We start from the raw sequence: 15,575 nt of genomic DNA, 5'->3' as shown, positions 1-15,575 counted from the left end.
CGGCAAAGGTGCTCGTCGTGGCGCGTGTCACGCGCGGTGATAGGGGTGGCCGGCCAGAATGGTGGCGGCCCGATAAAGCTGTTCCAGAAGCATGACGCGGACCATTTGGTGCGGCCAGGTCGCAGAGCCGAACGCGATCGCGAGCTTGGCCTTACGGCGCAATTCGGGCGAAAGTCCGTCCGCCCCTCCGATCATGAAGATAGTATGTCCGGCACCCTCGTCGCGCCAGCGCGACAGATGCCGTGCGAATACGGTGGATTCGAGGTTCTGGCCGCGCTCGTCCAGCGCCACCAGGATCGATTTCTCCGGAATATGCGCCGAGATCGCCGCGGCCTCTTCGGCCATCCGTGTCGCGGTGTCGCGCGCGCGGCTTTCGGGGATCTCGTGGATGCTGAGCTCGCGGAATCCGAGCTTGCGGCCGGCGTCGTCGAACCGCTCGAAATAGCGGTCGGCAAGCTCCCGTTCGGGGCCCTGCTTCAGCCGGCCCACCGCAATGACAGCAACACGCATGACGTCTTCTAAAGGCGACGCTTTCAGCGTCGTGTTTTCAAGGTCGCGCGCATCGGGCGCGCGCACGACGCTAGCATGCGCGTCAGCCGATTCGAAATCGGCTCGATGAGCCTAGATCGCCTTCGCCGCCCCTGGGCCCTGCGTGTACAATCGCTCGAGATTGTAGAATTCGCGGACCTCGGGTCTGAACACGTGCACGATCACGTCGCCGGAATCGATCAGCACCCAGTCGCAATTGGGCAAGCCCTCGACATGGATGTTCTTGATGCCGTTTTCCTTGAGGCTCTTGGTGACGTTTTCCGCGATCGCGCCGACGTGCCGGTTCACCCGGCCGGTGGTGACGATCATGTAGTCGGAGTACGCCGATTTGCCGCGAAGGTCGATGGTGACCGTCTCTTCCGCCTTCATGTCCTCGAGGCGGGAGAGGATCAGGCTCAGCGTCTTGTCGGCGTCGGGTTGCGCCTTCAAGGCCGCAGCTTTGGTCGATGTTTTACGCGTCGGCTTGGCAACCTTGGGTAAAACAGACTTCGTCGAAGCTGGCTTCGTGGAAGTCGACTTGGACAATACAGATGCGGTCAGGGACCATTCCTTTCACTGTATCGCGAACGCCGAATCCGGCGCTCACTGGTTACACTACATCATGTGGGGTTAAGGGTTTCAATATGCCAGAGCGCCCCAGCCCGCACACTTCGTCTCACTTCGTACCTTTCCAACTCCCGTCCGGGTTCCGTAGGCCTGTCGAGGAGAGGTTCAGCTTCAATCCGGTCAGGAACACCCAGGCCGGCGCCGGCCGGTCTGCAAGCAGTGCTGCCTTGCCTTCGGGTAGGCGGTAGCGCGCTAGCGCCTGGGCGGCGGGCGAGCCGAGCGCGCGAAAACTCTGCGGGGGGCGGTCGATGACTGCGATCGGCACCTGGCCAGCGATGCGCCGCCAGTCCTGCCAACGGTGGAATTGAGCGAGATTGTCGGCGCCCATGATCCAGACAAAGCGCAGAGCCGGAAGGCGGCGGCGCAGGGTGTTGATCGTGTCGATAGTGTAGCGCGTGCGAATGACGGATTCGAGACAGCTCACCGCGATGCGGGGATCGTCCGCGACCTCGCGCGCGGCTTGCATGCGCGCGCCGAGCTCATGAAGCGTGCCGTTCTCCTTCAGCGGATTGCCCGGTGTGACCAGCCACCACACACGGTCGAGCTGCAGGCGCTTGAGCGCGAACTGGCTGATGGCGCGATGGGCCTGATGCGGCGGATTGAACGATCCGCCGAGCAGGCCGATGCGCATGCCCGGCATGTGGGGCGGGATCGCTTGCGCCGCGAAACGCGGCACGAGGAATGTGTTGCTCAATGCGCGCGCCTCGCGACGTCTACGGCCGGGTCTGCCCGGTGCCGTGGACGCGATACTTGAAGCTCGTCAGCTGCTCGGCGCCGACCGGACCGCGGGCGTGGAAACGGCCGGTGGCGATGCCGATCTCGGCACCGAAACCGAACTCGCCGCCATCGGCGAACTGCGTCGAAGCGTTGTGCAGCACGATCGCGGAATCGACCTCGCTGAGGAATTTCTTCGCGGCGACCTCATCCTGGCTCACGATGGCGTCAGTGTGATGGGAGCCGTGATTTTGGATGTGCGCGATGGCGCCGTCGACGCCGTCCACCACCTTCGCCGCGATGATGGCGTCGAGATATTCGGTGTCCCAATCCTGTTCGCTGGCAGGCTTCACGCGCGCGTCGGCCTTCTGCACGGCCTCGTCGCCGCGCACCTCGCAGCCGGCATCCAGCAGCATCTCGACCAGCGGCTTCAAGGTCTTGCCGGCCGCGGCGCGATCGACCAGCAGCGTCTCGGCCGCGCCGCAGACGCCGGTGCGACGCATCTTGGCATTGAGCACGATCGACTTTGCCATCGCGAGGTCGGCGCTGCCGTCGACATAAACGTGGTTGACGCCCTCGAGATGCGCGAACACGGGCACCCGCGCTTCCTGCTCGACGCGCGCAACGAGGCTTTTCCCCCCGCGCGGCACGATGACGTCGATGGCGCCATCGAGGCCGGACAGCATCATGCCGACCGCGGCGCGATCGCGCGTCGGTACCAGCGTGATCGCAGCTTCGGGCAGGCCGGCCTCGCGCAGGCCCTGCACTAGGCAGTCATGGATCGCGCGGCAGGAGCGAAAGCTGTCGGAGCCGCCGCGCAGGATCACGGCATTGCCCGCCTTCAGGCACAGCACGCCGGCGTCGGCCGCGACGTTGGGACGGCTCTCGAAGATCACGCCGACGACACCGAGCGGCACGCGCACGCGCTCGATGCTCATGCCGTTCGGCCGCTGCCATCTCTCGGTGACGACCCCGATGGGATCGGCGATGCCGCGCACGATTCCGATGCCCTCGGCCATGCCCTCGACCCGCGCCGGCGTCAGCGTCAGGCGGTCGATGAAGGCGGAGGTGGCATTGCCGGAGGCGCGGGCCTCGGCGACGTCCTCGGCATTGGCGGCGAGAATGGCCGTCGCATTGGCGCGGATGGCCCGCTCCATGGCTTCCAGCGCCCGGTTCTTCTGCTCCGGCGGCGCCAGCGCCAGCACGCGCGCGGCAGCGCGGGCACGGGTTCCGAGATCGGACATCAGCGCCTGAAGATCGGCATTGCCGTCGACGGCTTTGAGGGGAGCGGCCATGGGGGTTCAACCTTCTGCTAAGGCGGTGTCCTAGCACGGAAATCCCGCGTCTGCGAAGGGTAGGCAGGGTATGGCTGGTTCCCCGGCGGCGGGCTGGCTCGGTCAGTGCGCCGTCATTCCGGGGGATGCGGAGCATCAAACCTGGAATCTCGGGATCCGGGTCTGGTCCTTCGGACCATCCCGGAATGACGGGGCAAAGGCCTTATCCGCCCACCACCAGATCATCCCGGTGGATCATCTCCGATCGCCCGCTGATGCCGAGGATGGCCATGACGTCCGGGGAGGAGCGGCCTTTGATCCGCTCGGCGTCGTCGGCGTCGTAGGCGATCAGGCCGCGGCCGATCTCGCTGGTGTCGGGGCCGCGCACGACCACGGCGTCGCCGCGGGCAAACTGGCCCTCGACCTTGATCACGCCCGCCGGCAGCAGGCTCGCCCCCGCGCGCAGCGCGGCAACCGCGCCGGCGTCGATCGTCAGCGTGCCCTTTGGCTCCAGCGAGCCCGCGATCCACCGCTTTCGCGAGGTGATGGGATTCGCCGGCGTCAGGAACCAGGTGCAGCGGCCGCCATCGGCGATCGCCTGCAAGGGATGCTCGATCTTGCCGGAGGCGATCAGCATATGCGTGCCGCCTGTGGTCGCGATCTTGGCCGCCTCGACCTTGGTCCGCATGCCGCCGCGAGACAGCTCGGACTCGGCGTCTCCGGCCACCGCCTCGATCTCCGAGGAAATGCTCTCGACCACCGGAATGAGCTTGGCATTCGGGTTGTTCTTCGGCGGCGCGTCGTAGAGGCCGTCGATATCGGACAGCAGCACCAGGAGATCGGCGCTCGCCATGGTGGCCACGCGCGCGGCGAGACGGTCATTGTCGCCGTAGCGGATCTCAGTGGTCGCGACGGTGTCGTTCTCGTTGATCACGGGGATGGCGCGCCATTCCAGCAGCTTGCCGATGGTGGAACGCGCATTGAGATAGCGGCGGCGCTCCTCGGTGTCCTGCAGCGTCACCAGGATCTGGCCGGCGCCGATGCCGTGCGCCCCGAGCACCTCCGACCAGATCCGCGCCAGCGCGATCTGGCCGACCGCGGCCGCGGCCTGGCTCTCCTCCAGCTTCAGCGGGCCACGCGGCAGCTTGAGCCGGCTGCGGCCGAGCGCGATCGAGCCGGAGGAGACCACGAGGACGTCGCGCCCTTCCTTGTGCAGCTTGGCCATATCGTCGGCGAGCGCGGCGAGCCAGGATGCCCGCACCTCACCCCTGTCGGAATCCACCAGCAGCGCAGAGCCGACCTTGACGACGATGCGGCGGAATTGACTGAGTTCGGGGCTGGCCATGGCGCTAACAGGACGGGACTGCTCTGGAAACGGCGGAGCGATGGGCGGCGCCGATGAGCCCTGCTTTTGCAGCAGGACGACGACCGGCGCAAGGCGGCAGGCCAGGTAACCGCCCCCAATGCCGGCCTTGTGTCGGGCGTCTCGCGAGGCTCTAATTGCCGTCAATCAAAACGAGCCGGAGAGGGAACGATGGATCGCCGCAAATTCATGGCCGGATGTCTTGGTCTGCCGCTGCTGGCGCGGGCGAGTGAGGCGCAGGCGCAGGCGGGGCTGACGAAGATCATCTTCCCGTTTGCAGCGGGAGCCGGCGGCGACACGCTGTGCCGGCTGATCGCGCAGGAGATGGCGCCGTTGCTGCAGCGGACCGTCGTGGTCGAGAACCGCACCGGCGGCGATGGCCTGATCGGCATCAAGGCCGTGAAAGGGGCGAGCCCCGACGGCAGCATGGTGCTGGTGACGACCGGGCCGACCATGTACCTGCTGCCGATGGTGGAGAAGACACCGAGCTTCGATACGGCCAAGGACTTCATGCCGGTGTCGCTGCTGGCGCGGTTCGAATTCGCCGTCGTGATCGGCCCGGGCGTCGATGCCCCGGATTTCAAGAGCTTCGTCGCCTGGCTGAAGGCACATCCGGACAAGACCTCGTTCGGGGTGCCGAGCAACGGCACCATTCCGCATTTCATGGGCTCCAAGCTCGAGAAGGATCTGGGCATTCCCCTGACTCGCGTGCCCTATCGCGGTAGCGCGCCCATTCTCAACGATCTCGTCGGCGGTCATATCTCGTTCGGCATCACGACATTGGCCGATGCGTTGCCGCAGCATCGCGCCAAGGGCGTGAAGATCATCGCGGTGTCGAGCGCGGAGCGTTCACCCTTTGCGCCCGACGTGCCGACCCTGAGGCAGAGCGGCATCGATCTCGTTGCCGACGCCTGGTACGGCATGTGGCTTCCCGCCGGCAGCCCGCCGGAGTTCGCCGGCAAGATCGGCGCCGCCGCAAGCGCCGCACTCGCCAAGCCCGAGGTGAAGGAGAAGCTCACGGCAATCGGTCTCATCCCGGTCGGCTCGGCGCCGGAGGGATTGACCAAGGAGCTCGCAGCGAACATCGCGCTGTGGCAGCCGATCGTGAAGGCGACCGGATACAAGATCGAGAATTGAGTCTCACGCGGCGCCACACACTCAGGCGTCGTGCCCTGGTCAAGCCCGGGCATGACGATGGAGAGAGCCTTCCTCCGCTCACATCTTCGCGCGCTGTGCGATGCCGTCCTTGATCGCGGCGAGCTCTTTCTCGTCCCAGATGCCGATCAAGATGCCGCCCTTCACCTGCAGCTGGTTATCCGCATAAGCTGCGATCTTCTCGCGCGGTGTCGTGATGTGGCCGCTCGGATGCAGCGCCCAGTCGAACAGTTCGGCCTGAAGCCGCGCGATGACGCCGGCGCATTCCGGGTCGTCGCCGCGATCGACATATTCCTGCGGATCGGTATCGAGATCGTACAGCATCGGGCGGAAGCCGGAGGCGTGGATGTATTTCCAGCGGCCGTCGAACACCATGAACAGGCGGCAGCGCTCGATCGGCTGGTTCAGCTTCAGCCGCACGTCCTGCATGGCGTAGTCGTATTCGGAGAACGCGACCTTGCGCCAATCGCTCGGGGTCGGACCACGCAGCAGCGGCAATAGCGAATGTCCTTCGAGGATGTGGCCGGGCACCTTGCCGCCGAAATAATCGACGAAGGTCGGCGCGAGATCGATCGCCTCGACCAGCGCATCGCTGCGCGTGCCGCGCGTGGCGTCAGCCTCTTGCGAGGGATCGACGATGATCAGCGGAATCTTCGCCGACTGCTCGTGGAAAAGGTCCTTCTCACCCATCCAGTGATCGCCGAGATAATCGCCGTGGTCGGAGGTGAACACGATCATGGTGGTTTCCAGCAGGCCATGCGCCTCCAGGAATTTCATCAGCACGCCCATCTGGTCGTCGATCTGGGTGATCAGTCCCATATAGGTCGGGATCACCTTCTCGCGGGCATCATCGCGCGCCATGTTGCGGGAATAGCGCATGTCCATGTACGCCCCGAACACCGGATGCGGATTCTGCCGCTCGCGCTCGGAGCGGATCGCCGGAATCACGTCACCAGTCGAATACATGCTCGCATAGGGCTCCGGCGCGATGTAGGGCCAGTGCGGCTTGATGTAGGACAGATGCAGGCACCACGGCCGGCCATCGGCCTCGGCCTCGCTGATGAAGTCCATCGCGCGCCGCGTCATGTAGGGCGTTTCGGAGTGCTCGTCCGGCACGCGCGCGGCCTTGTCGGCATGCACCAGCAGCCAGCCGTTCTGCAGCGAACCATCTTCCGCCGCTCCTGAATTGGCCCAATGCTCCCAGGGATTGGTGGCCTCGAATCCCTGGCTGCGCAGATACTCATCGTATTTCGGACGCGGTCGTCCCGTGGGATGCAGGCCGTCGTCACGCTCATACGGCTCGAAGCCGCATTCGGCGACGTGCACGCCGATGATCGACTCCGGTGGGATGCCGAGCGCCTTCATGCCTTCGAGGTCGGGTGCCATGTGGGTCTTGCCGACCAGCACGTTGCGGACGCCGATCTTCTTGAGGTGATCGCCCAGCGTGGGCTCACCCACGCGCAGCGGCCAGCCGTTCCAGTGCGAGCCGTGCGAGCGCATGTAGCGCCCGGTGTAGAACGACATTCGCGATGGGCCGCAGATCGGCGATTGGACGTAAGCCTTGGTGAACAGCACGCCACGCTGGGCCATGGCGTCGATGTTCGGCGTCTTCAGCGTCGGGTGACCGGTGCAGCCGAGATAATCATAGCGAAGCTGGTCGCACATGATCCAGAGAACGTTCTTCGCGCGCGCCATGCGTCTATCTCCGCCCGATACTTATCTGCTGGATGCTGCTCTATCGATGGCACTAAGACAACCTCTCCCGGAGGGAGAGGTCGGCGCGTAGCGCCGGGTGAGGGTTTGCGGTGTCTCGCAGAGGAGCCAATCCCTCACCCGATTTGCTACCCAAATCGACCTCTCCCCGGTGGGGGGGGGAGATGTGGAGAGAGCGTCGCTCGACTAAGCCGACCACGGCTCCGCTTCCGCCGCGCTCCTGGCCTTGGCGGAGACCGGGCTTTCGCCGATCACCTCGGCCAATGCGCGCAAGGCTTCCTTCACGCCCTGGCCGGTGACGCCGGAGAGCAGCAGCGGCGTCTTTTTGGCGGCGCGCTTGAGGCGCTCCTTCTGCTTCTTCAGCTCCTCCGGTTCGACCGCGTCGATCTTGTTCAGCGCGACGATCTCGATCTTGTCGGTGAGCTGCCCGCCATAGGCGTCGAGCTCATTGCGCACGGTCTTGTAGGCCTTGCCGGCGTGCTCGCACGTCGCGTCGACGAGATGCAGCAGCACGCGGCAGCGTTCGACGTGGCCGAGGAAGCGGTCGCCGAGGCCGGCGCCTTCATGCGCGCCTTCGATCAGGCCGGGAATATCCGCCAGCACGAATTCGCGGCCGTCGGCATTCACGACGCCGAGCTGCGGATGCAGCGTGGTGAAGGGATAGTCGGCGATCTTCGGCTTCGCCGCGCTGACCTTGGAGAGGAAGGTCGACTTGCCGGCATTGGGCAGGCCGACGAGGCCGGCATCGGCGATCAGCTTCAGCCGCAACCAGATCCAGCGCTCCTCGCCGGGTTGGCCGGGATTGGCATTGCGCGGCGCGCGGTTGGTCGACGACTTGAAATGTGCGTTGCCGAAGCCGCCATTGCCGCCCTCGGCCAGCACGAACTTCTCCCCGACCTTGGTGAAGTCGTGGATCAGCGTTTCGCGGTCCTCGTCGAAGATCTGCGTGCCGACCGGCACCTTGAGCACGATGTTCTTGCCGTTGGCGCCGTGGCGGTCCGAGCCCGAGCCGTTCTCGCCCTTCTGGGCCTTGAAATGCTGCTGGTAGCGGTAGTCGATCAGCGTGTTGAGGCCGTCGGCGACCTCGACGATGACGTTGCCGCCGCGCCCGCCATTGCCGCCGGAGGGACCGCCGAATTCGATGAACTTCTCGCGGCGGAACGCCACGCAGCCGTTCCCGCCGTCACCGGAGCGGATATAGACCTTTGCTTCGTCGAGGAATTTCATGGGCCATAGGTAGGCCAGCCAGTCCCGCGCGGCAACCCGAGCGCCCTGCCAATCGGCCGAATTTCTGGCGATTTCGCCGCTTGCTTAACCCGCCGGCCGCCGCCGGATCAGGAATTTCTGCATGCCTTCCAGCACCAGCTCCTTGCGCTGGTTGAACACGGTGCTGCGAAGCGTCACGGCGCCGGTCGTGCGTCCGGGCACCAGTTCGGTGACCTCGAGCGCCGGATAGATCGTATCGTCCGCGTAGACGGGCTTGAGGAACCGGCTCGACTGCTCGAGGAAGCCGACCAGGGAGTCTTCGACCATGAATGGAAACAGGCCGGCACCGGGCGCGGTGTGGATCAAGGTCTGGAAGCCGTGGGCGAGCAGATGCGGCATGCCGCGGCTGCGGCAATATTCGACGTCATAGTGCACCGGATGGGTGTCGCCGCTCGCGGTCTGGAATGCGGCGAACACCGCCGACGTCTGGGTGCGGCTCGGCAGCACGAAACGCTCGCCGAGGACGAAATCCTCGAACCAGCGCTGCGTGGGGATCATGCGATGCTGGGTGGGATCGAAGTCGGTCATGCGCTGCACCATCGTCGCGTTTTCGGATTGCGATCCGTATCGCGCCACGCGCAGTGCGACAATGCGTTCAATTCGGCGGAAGTGGGCTTGCCCCTGGTGCTTACGTCACTAAAACGATGGCAAGCACCACTACCAGCCGATTCCTGACGCGCTCTCCCCGTCATTGCGAGCGCAGCGAAGCAATCCAGACTGCCGCTGCGGAAGCAGTCTGGATTGCTTCGTCGCAAGAGCTCCTCGCAATGACGATCCCCGAATTCGTGTTTCGTCATGCCCCTGTTCAAATCACTCTCCGCCTATGACGACCGTTCCGCGCGGCTGGCCGGCATCGCACTGATGGTGCTGTCGATCTTCATGTTCTCGTTCGGCGACGCCATGGGCAAGTTCCTGGTCGGGACCTACTCGGTGGGGCAGCTCTTGTTTCTGCGTGCCTGCGCCGCGCTGCTCTTGCTGTCGCCGCTGATCTGGACGCAGCGTCACCAGTTCCTGCATCTGGAGCGGCCGGGCCTGCAGATGGTTCGCGTCGTGCTGTCGACGCTGGAGGTTGCCGCCTTCTTCCTTGCGACGGTTTACCTGCCGCTCGCGGACGTCATCACCTATTATCTCGCCGGCCCCATTTTCGTCACCGCGATGTCGGCGATCTTCCTGGGGGAGAAGGTGGGCTGGCGGCGCTGGACCGCGATCCTGATCGGTTTCTGCGGCGTGCTGATCGCGCTGCGGCCGTCGGCGCAGACCGTCAGCCTGCCGGCGCTGATCGCGCTCGGCGGCAGCCTGTCGTTTGCGACCCTGATGCTGATCACGCGCAGCCTGCGCAAGACGCCCGATATCGTGATGGCGTCCTCGCAATTCGTCGGCACGTTTTCGTTGGGCGCGGTCCTGTCGGCGTTCAACTGGGTGCCGCCGACGCCTGGCAGCCTCGTGATCTTCGCTGCCGCCGGGCTGGTTTCGGTGACGGCGCTGTTCTGCGTCAACCGCTCGCTCAAGCTCGCGCCCGCCAGCGTTGTCGTGCCCTACCAATATTCGATGATCGTCTGGGCCGTGATCTTCGGTTTCGTCGTGTTCGGCGACGTCCCGTCGATCGCGACACTCGTCGGCGCGGCGATCATCATCGGAGCCGGGTTCTACATCTTCTTGCGGGAGCGGGATCTGGGGCGGGAGACCGCGGACGTGAATCCGCCGGCGTAGCTCTTACCCTCCCCCGGAGGGGAGGGTGATTGGCGCCCTACCTCACCCGTCTTGCGCTGCTCCAGCTCTTCAGCGACGCCCACACCCCGCGTGACAGGCGGAAGCAGTCGACCGGCGTCGAGGAGCCCAGCGCCAGGAAGCGGTGCAGCTGCACGCCGCTCCACTGGAAGCCGCACTTCTCCAGCACCTTGCGCGAGGCCGGATTGGTGACGCGTGCGCCCGCATAGAGATGCTCGTCCTCGAACTCCTCGAAGAAGAAGTCGATCGCGCCGCGCGCGGCCTCGGTGGCAAAGCCCCGGCCCCAATGCTCGACGCCGAGCCAGTAGCCGAGCTCGGCATTGCCCGGTGTGGAGCAGTCGATGCCGACCATGCCGACCGGCCCGTTATCGTGCTCGATCAGGAACACGGTCTCGCTGCCGAGCTCGGCGGTGGCGCGGATGAAGTCGGCGGCGTCGTCCTGGGAATAGGGATGCGGCAGGCGGCGCGTGTTCTCGGCGACGCGGCGGTCGTTGGCGAGCCGGGCGATGGTCCTGACGTCGGCGAGAGTGGGCCGCCGCAAGGTCAGCCGCTCGGTGGCGACGACATCAGGTCTCGCCTCACGCAAGGTCACGCTCGAGAAATCCTGCAACATGTCCGGCTCCGTGAAAGTCACTAAGTCAATGTGAGCAATGAAAAGGGGAGGCCGGTTTCCCGCCTCCCCTGGAGCCTTCGATCTCTTGCGATCTCTAGGACTCCGCCGGTTCAGTCGGGACCGGCGGACTCCAATTTGATCCACCGTCTATTCAGCCGCCTCGGCGATCGGGAGCACCGATACGAAGGTGCGGCCGTTGGCTTTGGCCTGGAACGCAACACGACCCTCGATCTTGGCGAACAAAGTGTGGTCCGTGCCCATGCCGACATTAAGGCCGGGGTGCCAGGTCGTGCCGCGCTGACGCGCAATGATGTTGCCGGGAGTGACGACCTCCCCGCCGAACGCCTTGATACCGAGGCGCTTGCCCTTGGAATCGCGTCCGTTACGCGATGAACCGCCTGCTTTTTTGTGAGCCATGGCTCGTCTCCGAAATCCTGCGTATGTCTAGGTCAATTCCTTGACGGAATCATTTCAAAACGTCTCACGCATCAATTCGTGAATTGGCGTGATCAATTCTGTCTACTCGGCGGCTTCCGCTGCCGGCTCCTTGGCCACCTTTTCCTTCTTCGGACGCGGGCCCTTGGTGGGCTTGGCGCCGTCCGTCAGGATCTCGCTGACGCGCAGCACGGTGATCTCGTCGCGGTAGCCGCGCTTGCGGCGCGAATTCTTGCGGCGGCGCTTCTTGAACGCGATGACCTTGGGGCCGCGCTTGTGGTCGAGCACCTCGACCGCGACGGAGGCACCTTCGACCGTCGGAACGCCCAGCACCGGCGTGTCGCCGCCGACCACCAGAACTTCATTCAGCTGCACGATCGAGCCGACTTCGCCTTCGATCTTGCCTACTTCCAGGACATCATCCGGCACGACGCGGTATTGCTTGCCGCCGGTTTTGATGACTGCGAACATCGTTTTTTTCCTTCGTGTTCAATCCCGGCCTCGGGACGGGACTCGTCCGGGCCGGCTTTTTGTCAGTCGCTAAGGGTTTATGCGCGTTTGCGTGGGCGGGGCTTAGCCCATTGAAAACCCACGCAAAAGCAAGCGGCGCGAGAAACGCCCCGCGCCGGCTGTGGGACTTATAGCCGCTGGTCGCCGCGAGTCAAGGAAAACCCCGGGAAAAAGCCACGGATTAGAAGGATTTGCGCCGTTCGAGCGGCTGGAGCGGAATCTCCGCCGGGGACGCAACCAACGGGTTCCCTCGCCGTTGTCCCGCAAATCTTCATGCGGGCAAGGGCTATCATGGCAACAGACGAGCTGGTCAAGACGACGGGCATCGCCCACCACGGGGCGGAGCGGCTGCCCTCGGTGGACGTCGACAGTTTCAACATCGAGATCAAGGACGAGGACGGCTTCCTCGGCGACCGCGCCAGCAGAGGCGCGTTCCGCGAGATCCTCGAGCGCTGGCGCAAGCCGTTGCGCAAGAGCGGCGAGGATCCGTTCGGCAAGGAGCAGACGGAGAACATCAGCAAGAAGACGCTGGACGACATCATGGTTGGCGACGACGTCGAGGCCTCCGCCGTGGTGCACAGCGCCATCGAGGACTTCGCGCAGGAGCTTGCCTACGTCACGCGCCGCTTCCTCAAGACCAAGGCCTGGGCCAAGACCGAGCGCATCGTGGTCGGCGGCGGTTTCCGCGATTCCCGGCTCGGGGAGCTCGCGATCGCGCGCACCGAGATCATCCTCAAATCGGAGGATTTCAAGATCGACCTGCAGCCGATCCGCCATCACCCCGACGAAGCCGGCCTCGTCGGCGCGTTGCATCTGGCGCCGTCCTGGATCTTCGAGGCCCATGACAGCATCATTGCCGTCGACATCGGCGGCACCAACATCCGCTGCGGCCTCGTCGAGACCGGCTGGAAGAAGGCCAAGGACCTGTCGAAGGCCAAGGTCGTGACATCCGAGCTGTGGCGTCACGCCGACGACGAGCCGACCCGCGAAGGCGCGGTGAAGCGGCTCACCAAGATGCTGAAGGGGCTGATCACCGAGGCCGAGACCGAGGGCTACAAGCTCGCGCCCTTCATCGGCATCGCCTGTCCCGGCGTGATCAACGCCGACGGCTCCATCGAGAAGGGCGCGCAGAATCTCCCCGGCAATTGGGAGAGCAGCAAGTTCAACCTGCCGGCGAGCCTGATCGAGGGCATCCCCGCCATCGGCGAGCACGACACCGCGATCCTGATGCACAATGACGGCGTGGTTCAGGGCCTGTCGGAGGTGCCGTTCATGCAGGACGTCGATCGCTGGGGCGTGCTCACCATCGGCACCGGTCTCGGCAACGCCCGATTCACCAACCGCCGCAAGGAGAACGGCAAGGACAAGGACCGGGATTCCGCGGAGAACGGCAAGAAAAAGACCAAGGACAGCAAGAAGGACGACTGAAGCGGCCAAGGTCGATGGGCCTACCGTTGCCCACCTCTCCCGGAGCGAGAGGTCGGATGCCATCGCAGATGCCGTTCGGGTGAGAGGTTTCGATCCGTCCAATGCGGCGCGAGGGATGCTCCGCCCGGTCTTGCCGGCGCGGGCGCCCAGGTAACCTTGACCGGTTAGGTTAAGGACCGGATTGCGTTGCGGCAGGCCCGCCGCACGTTAGGGTCGAATCGTCGCTTCCACTCGGCCGGCGAAGCCGCCCTTCACGGCCAGTATTTCAATGAGCGGCACCGGGACCGCCAGTATTTACCGCGTCTGGCGGTCCCACCCCGTTTTCCTCCTGCTTGAGCGGGCTCCTCAAATGAGGGCCCCATCGCGCCGGCAAAACAATCGCGCCACGACACGAGACCTCATCCTGAGGGCCCGCCGCGGGCAGGTGTCTCGAAGGATGGCCGCAGGCGAACTTCCCGCTTCGCGAGCTGTGGGCCCCTCCCGTTCACCCGACGGAGGGCAGCGATGATTCGTTCAGATGCACGGCGCGTCACCGCCCGTGCCGATCGACCCGATGCTCAGCACAAATCGCGCGAAATGCCGCCGAAACGCGCCGCCCCAACCGCTGGAGCCGGTCGCCCGGCCGAAACCGGTCCGATTTTCGTATCCCGCGCCTTGTCTGGCCCGCCATCCTCGCCTATTAACGCCCCCAACCACGGGGGCCGCTGCTCCTACATGGCGCCTTCAGGAGAGGTGGCAGAGTGGTTGAATGCACCGCACTCGAAATGCGGCATAGGTGCAAGCCTATCGGGGGTTCGAATCCCTCCCTCTCCGCCAGCAGTCCCGAAAACACCCGTAAAACGGCTGTCCTTTGATCTGAAAGGACTTTTCGCGTTTTTCCGGACGACCGACGGTACACAACGTCGGTACACAGATGGTTCATGCGCTCGGCACGCCCAAACGTCATCCGCAAAGCGGAATCTACCTGTTCAGGAAGCGCGTTCCCGAACGGCTGAAGGACTTCATCGGCAAGAGCGAGATCAAGTTCTCGCTGCAGACGCGCGATCCCGTCGTCGCGCGGATCCGCAACCTCGAAGAGATGGCGCGGCTCGCGCGCGCTTGGTCGGAAATCGGCGGGTCGGTCGTCGACGGCACGCGACATGCGGCAATCTGCGTCGATTGCAAGACGGCGGGATCCGGGGCAGCCGCCGCGGCCGCGCTTGCCGCCGGCGCGCTGCCGCCTCCGTCCGCTCCGGCCGCAACAGCCACCGCGAACACGCCGGTCGCACTGCGCCCGATCTTCGAATCCTACGCCAAGGAGGCCGAACTCGCGCCTTCGACCGTGAAGCGCTGGTCGCCGGTCCTCGACCGCCTGATCGGCCATCTTGGCCACGACGACGCCGCGGCGATCACGCGGGCCGACATCGTTGCGTGGAAGGACGCGCTGCTCGACGGCGACATGTCGAACGTCACCGTCCGCGACGTCTACGTGGCCGCGGTGAAGGCGACGTTGCAGTACGCCGTCGACCAGGGCCGGCTCGCCGAAAACCCTGCCGCCGGCGTCAAGGTGCGCGTGCGCGAGGCGCCGGTGGAGCGGGACAAGGGCTTCGACGGCAAGGAGGCCGAGACGATCCTGTCGGCGACGCTGCGCGAGCCCTCCGACAAGATCAGCGTCGAGATGGCGGCGGCCCGGCGCTGGGTGCCCTGGATCTGCGCCTACACCGGCGCGCGGGTCAACGAGATCACCCCGCTGACCAGGCGCGACTTCGTCCTGCGCGACGGCATCTGGATGATCCGCATCCGGGCGGAAAACAACAAGGGGCGCAAGTTTCGGGAGGTGCCGCTTCATAGCCATCTGATCGAACAGGGTCTGCTCGACTACGTGAAGACGCGCGGCTCGCGGCCACTGTTCTACGACCCGCGCCGTAGCCGTGGCGGCAAGGATTCCAATCCCCACCATAAGAAGGTCGGCGAGCGGTTGGCGGAATGGGTCCGCTCGCTCGGTATCGACGACCGCGTCGCCCCCAACCACGGCTGGCGTCATCGCTTCTCGTCGATCGCGCGCGTGGTCGCAATGCCAGAGGACGTCCGCAACATTGTCCAGGGCCATGCGGGCACAAAGGTCGCTGATCGCTACGGCGAGACCTGGCCGCTCGTCGCGCTGCGCGAGATCGAAAAGCTGCCGCGGTACGCAGTCGAAAGGGAGACCTAAACTGTCACGCTTAGGCTGACTGATGCGAAC

At 65.2% G+C, this 15,575-nt stretch carries 15 protein-coding genes and 1 tRNA gene; 5 read left to right on the top strand and 11 right to left on the bottom strand.

Going from position 1 to position 15,575, the window contains the following annotated elements; translation table 11 throughout:
- Positions 1-27 precede the first annotated feature (27 nt).
- The 5 genes from rlmH to proB form a co-directional block, all read right to left on the bottom strand.
- Positions 28-510: a 23S rRNA (pseudouridine(1915)-N(3))-methyltransferase RlmH gene (rlmH, locus tag K408_RS0110230; RefSeq protein ID WP_024338887.1), complete on the bottom strand. Its 483-nt coding sequence runs from the start codon at positions 508-510 to the stop codon at positions 28-30.
- Between the two features lie 111 nt (positions 511-621).
- Entirely contained in the window at positions 622-978 is a 357-nt protein-coding gene (rsfS, locus tag K408_RS0110225; RefSeq protein ID WP_024338888.1) for a ribosome silencing factor, read from the bottom strand.
- 226 nt (positions 979-1,204) lie between these two features.
- The gene (locus K408_RS0110220) at positions 1,205-1,849 is read right to left on the bottom strand and encodes a nicotinate-nucleotide adenylyltransferase (RefSeq protein WP_024338889.1); all 645 of its coding nucleotides are present in this window, start codon (positions 1,847-1,849) and stop codon (positions 1,205-1,207) included.
- A gap of 19 nt (positions 1,850-1,868) precedes the next feature.
- On the bottom strand, positions 1,869-3,164 hold the full coding sequence (locus K408_RS0110215) for a glutamate-5-semialdehyde dehydrogenase (RefSeq protein WP_024338890.1): 1,296 nt from the start codon (positions 3,162-3,164) through the stop codon (positions 1,869-1,871).
- A gap of 202 nt (positions 3,165-3,366) precedes the next feature.
- Positions 3,367-4,488 carry a glutamate 5-kinase gene (gene proB / locus K408_RS0110210; RefSeq protein ID WP_024338891.1) on the bottom strand — a complete coding sequence of 374 codons (1,122 nt, stop codon included), beginning with the start codon at positions 4,486-4,488 and terminating at the stop codon, positions 3,367-3,369.
- 189 nt (positions 4,489-4,677) lie between these two features.
- On the opposite strand from proB, the gene K408_RS0110205 reads away from it, so the two are divergent.
- Positions 4,678-5,643 (top strand): Bug family tripartite tricarboxylate transporter substrate binding protein, encoded by a 966-nt coding sequence (locus K408_RS0110205; RefSeq protein ID WP_024338892.1) that lies wholly within the window; start codon positions 4,678-4,680, stop codon positions 5,641-5,643.
- A gap of 78 nt (positions 5,644-5,721) precedes the next feature.
- On the opposite strand, the gene K408_RS0110200 is transcribed toward K408_RS0110205, so the two are convergent.
- The 3 genes from K408_RS0110200 to K408_RS0110190 form a co-directional block, all read right to left on the bottom strand.
- Complete coding sequence (locus tag K408_RS0110200) at positions 5,722-7,356, bottom strand: alkaline phosphatase family protein (protein ID WP_024338893.1); 1,635 nt, start codon at positions 7,354-7,356, stop codon at positions 5,722-5,724.
- A gap of 204 nt (positions 7,357-7,560) precedes the next feature.
- Positions 7,561-8,601 carry a GTPase ObgE gene (gene obgE, locus K408_RS0110195; protein WP_024338894.1) on the bottom strand — a complete coding sequence of 347 codons (1,041 nt, stop codon included), beginning with the start codon at positions 8,599-8,601 and terminating at the stop codon, positions 7,561-7,563.
- Positions 8,602-8,685: 84 nt separating this feature from the next.
- Positions 8,686-9,168, bottom strand: a complete 483-nt coding sequence (locus K408_RS0110190) for a MaoC family dehydratase (RefSeq protein ID WP_024338895.1) — start codon at positions 9,166-9,168, stop codon at positions 8,686-8,688.
- A 267-nt stretch (positions 9,169-9,435) separates the two neighbouring features.
- Between K408_RS0110190 and K408_RS0110185 the strand changes: the two genes are divergently transcribed.
- On the top strand, positions 9,436-10,350 hold the full coding sequence (locus K408_RS0110185) for a DMT family transporter (protein ID WP_024338896.1): 915 nt from the start codon (positions 9,436-9,438) through the stop codon (positions 10,348-10,350).
- 37 nt (positions 10,351-10,387) lie between these two features.
- On the opposite strand, the gene K408_RS0110180 is transcribed toward K408_RS0110185, so the two are convergent.
- The 3 genes from K408_RS0110180 to rplU all read right to left on the bottom strand — a co-directional run bounded on the left by K408_RS0110180 (position 10,388) and on the right by rplU (position 11,887).
- Positions 10,388-10,981 carry a GNAT family N-acetyltransferase gene (locus tag K408_RS0110180; protein ID WP_024338897.1) on the bottom strand — a complete coding sequence of 198 codons (594 nt, stop codon included), beginning with the start codon at positions 10,979-10,981 and terminating at the stop codon, positions 10,388-10,390.
- A gap of 147 nt (positions 10,982-11,128) precedes the next feature.
- A complete protein-coding gene (gene rpmA, locus K408_RS0110175; protein WP_024338898.1) occupies positions 11,129-11,398 on the bottom strand; it encodes a 50S ribosomal protein L27 in 270 nt (89 codons plus the stop codon).
- Positions 11,399-11,500: 102 nt separating this feature from the next.
- A complete protein-coding gene (rplU, locus tag K408_RS0110170) occupies positions 11,501-11,887 on the bottom strand; it encodes a 50S ribosomal protein L21 (protein ID WP_024338899.1) in 387 nt (128 codons plus the stop codon).
- 330 nt (positions 11,888-12,217) lie between these two features.
- Here rplU and K408_RS0110165 point away from each other — a divergent pair, with 330 nt between their 5' ends.
- From K408_RS0110165 to K408_RS37920, 3 genes are all read left to right on the top strand, one after another.
- Positions 12,218-13,354 carry an ROK family protein gene (locus K408_RS0110165; RefSeq protein WP_024338900.1) on the top strand — a complete coding sequence of 379 codons (1,137 nt, stop codon included), beginning with the start codon at positions 12,218-12,220 and terminating at the stop codon, positions 13,352-13,354.
- 726 nt (positions 13,355-14,080) lie between these two features.
- A tRNA-Ser gene (locus tag K408_RS0110160) sits at positions 14,081-14,170 on the top strand.
- 97 nt (positions 14,171-14,267) lie between these two features.
- The gene (locus K408_RS37920) at positions 14,268-15,545 is read left to right on the top strand and encodes a DUF6538 domain-containing protein (RefSeq protein WP_024338901.1); all 1,278 of its coding nucleotides are present in this window, start codon (positions 14,268-14,270) and stop codon (positions 15,543-15,545) included.
- The last annotated feature ends 30 nt before the right edge of the window (positions 15,546-15,575 follow it).

The organism is Bradyrhizobium sp. in8p8 (assembly GCF_000426845.1).
Taxonomy (GTDB): Bacteria; Pseudomonadota; Alphaproteobacteria; order Rhizobiales; family Xanthobacteraceae; genus Bradyrhizobium; species Bradyrhizobium japonicum_C.
This window is presented reverse-complemented; position numbering and strand designations above follow the sequence as displayed.